The organism is uncultured Marinobacter sp. (assembly GCF_963974375.1).
Classification (GTDB): Bacteria; Pseudomonadota; Gammaproteobacteria; order Pseudomonadales; family Oleiphilaceae; genus Marinobacter.
In genome coordinates this window covers 1-2,371 of the sequence record NZ_CAXBDN010000402.1, presented here as the reverse complement: position 1 = coordinate 2,371, position 2,371 = coordinate 1, and the positions used below count along the sequence as shown (strand labels likewise).

The 2,371-nt window shown below is 59.1% G+C and carries 3 protein-coding genes; all 3 read right to left on the bottom strand.

What is annotated here, in order from left to right; genetic code table 11:
- On the bottom strand, positions 1-326 hold a 326-nt coding region (locus tag AAC035_RS20680), incomplete at its 3' end, for an ATP-binding cassette domain-containing protein (RefSeq protein WP_339807006.1).
- Positions 319-1,116: an ABC transporter ATP-binding protein gene (locus AAC035_RS20675; protein WP_339807005.1), complete on the bottom strand. Its 798-nt coding sequence runs from the start codon at positions 1,114-1,116 to the stop codon at positions 319-321. The genes AAC035_RS20680 and AAC035_RS20675, both read right to left, overlap by 8 nt.
- Before the next feature lie 251 nt (positions 1,117-1,367).
- Positions 1,368-2,371: substrate-binding domain-containing protein (locus tag AAC035_RS20670; RefSeq protein ID WP_339807004.1), on the bottom strand; the 1,004-nt coding region annotated here is incomplete at its 5' end.

Sequence of the window (2,371 nt, the reverse complement as noted above, 5' to 3'; positions counted from 1 at the left end):
GGACCGCTGACCGCCGCCAGCACCAGATTTTCACGCACCGTCAGCAGACCGAAAATACCCATGCTCTCAGGCACAAAGGCGATACCGCTACGGGCAATCCGGGGAGTCGGCCAGCGGCTAATATCCTGGCCCTGGTAGGTAATGCTGCCCCCGGTCAGGGTGGTCAGACCCATGATGGTGCGCAACGTCGTGCTCTTGCCGGCACCATTGCGGCCCAGCAGAACCGTCAGTTCACCACGGGGCACCACCAGGTCCACGCCGTGAAGAATGTGGTACTGATCGATATCGGCCTTGACGCCCTTGAGGGTCAGAATCGGCTCAGCCATGGGAGGCCTCCTGTTGCACAACAACGTCATCGGGTGCGACACCCAGATAGGCTTCCTGAACCACCGGTGAGGCGATAACTTCGGCCGGCTCGCCATCGGCCACCAGCTCGCCGTTATGGAGCACCACAATGCGATCGGACAGTGACCGCACCACGTCCATCTTGTGCTCTACCAGCAGGATGACCTTGTCCTGATTGCGCTTGATATCGGCAATCAGATCGAGAATCACGGGCACTTCATCGACACTCATGCCGGCGGTGGGCTCATCAAACATGAACACCTCCGGCTCCAGCGCCAGCATCAGTGCTACCTCCAGTTTGCGCTGGTCACCGTGGGGCAGGCCCGCAACCAGGTAATCAGCGCGGTTGGCCAGATTGACCTGGCGCAGGTACTCCATGGCACGATCGGTCAGATCAGTACGCCGACTGGCCATCTGCCAGAAGATGTGGCCAATACTGTGGCGGGCGGCAACCGCGAGCCGGACATTCTCCAGCGCGGTCAGATTGGGAAACAGGTTGGTAAGCTGGAAGGCCCGGCCCAGACCCTTGTCGGCGCGCTTGGCGGCACCCAGACCAGTAATGTCTTCACCTTTGAGAAGAACCTGCCCCGCACTGGCTTTGAGCTGGCCGGAGATCAGGTTGAACCAGGTGGTCTTGCCGGCGCCATTGGGTCCCACGATGGAGGTGAGGGTACCCTTTTGAAAGGCGCAGGAGACGTTGTTTACCGCAACGTGCCCACCAAAACTGATGGTCAGGCCGCGGGTTTCAAGTACGGGTTGCTCGGACGACATGCTGCACTCCGGCGTGATGACTGCCAGACCAATGCCGACTTACGCCAGCATTGATAACGATAAAAACCAAGAACAATGATGCGCAGTAAATTCGGTAGGGGGACGCAGGTCGGTGACTATTTCCGGGACACGCGGTAAATACGTCCATGTACGCTCGGCAAAAACATCCATGTTTTTGACGGTCCCGGAAATAGTCCCCGACCCGCTCTCCTGACTCCGTGCGCGCACCGGAATCAATAACGAGGCAGTACTCAGTTACGAATCGGGATATCCATTTCCTTGCGGTCAATAACCCGGATCAGCTTGGGCACACCGGCCGTTACGCTGCGATCGGCAAACCAGTCGTCACGCTCTTCCACTTCAACCTCGAAGTGATACATGTTCTGCAGGGTCTGGTGATCCTCGGCACGGATTTCCATCTCGCCTTTGGGGGTCTGGAAAACCAGGCCTTCCAGTGCAGCAATCAGGTCCTCGGTATCGGTAGAGCCACCGGATTTACGGATAGCTTCGGTGATAGCCATGGCCTGGGCGAAACCCTGGGCAGTGAAGAAGTCAGGTGCAGCGTTATGGCGATCGAAGTGTTCTTTCACCAGCCAGTCGTTGACTTCGTTATCCGGAGACTCGAAGTAATAGAAACCAGCGCCCTGCATACCCGGGAAGTCAGAGTAGCCCACCAGTGCGGCCAGGATGTTGCCACCGGTCGCAAGGCTGATACCAAAGCGGCCCGGGTCCAGATCCTGAATCCGGCCCAGCGGGTTGGAGGCACCGGCCCAGATGGCAAAGATGTGCTTGCCTTCGGCACAGTCAGTGCGGTCTTTCAGTGAATCAAACAGACGCTGGGCGGCTGCCGTAAAGTCGGTGGCATCGGTAGGCAGGTATTCCTCGTGGACGATCTTGCCACCGTTTGCCTCCATGGCTTCCTTGTAGGCGGACACACCGTCACGACCAAAGGCGTAGTCCTGGGCAATGGTGGATACGCAGACACCGGGCTTGCCGAGGGCAACCGCGTTGGAAACCGCATCCTGAGAGGAGTTACGGCCAATCCGGAATACATAGCGGTTCCACTCGGAGCCGGTGATGGCGTCAGCCACCCCTTCCGGCATGATGATGCGCTCGTACTCTTCCGCCAGCGGCAGCGTTGCCAGCGCCACCCCGGAAGCGACCGGCCCAACCACGATATGGGCATCGTCTTCAGCGAAGGCTTCTTCTACCAGCGCGCGGGCCAGATCCTGGACGGTCACCGGCACATTCGCAT

Coding starts and splice junctions, on each gene's coding strand:
- AAC035_RS20675 (WP_339807005.1), bottom strand. CDS start 1,116: ATGTCGTCCGAGCAACCCGTACTTGAAACCCGCGGCCTGACCATCAGT.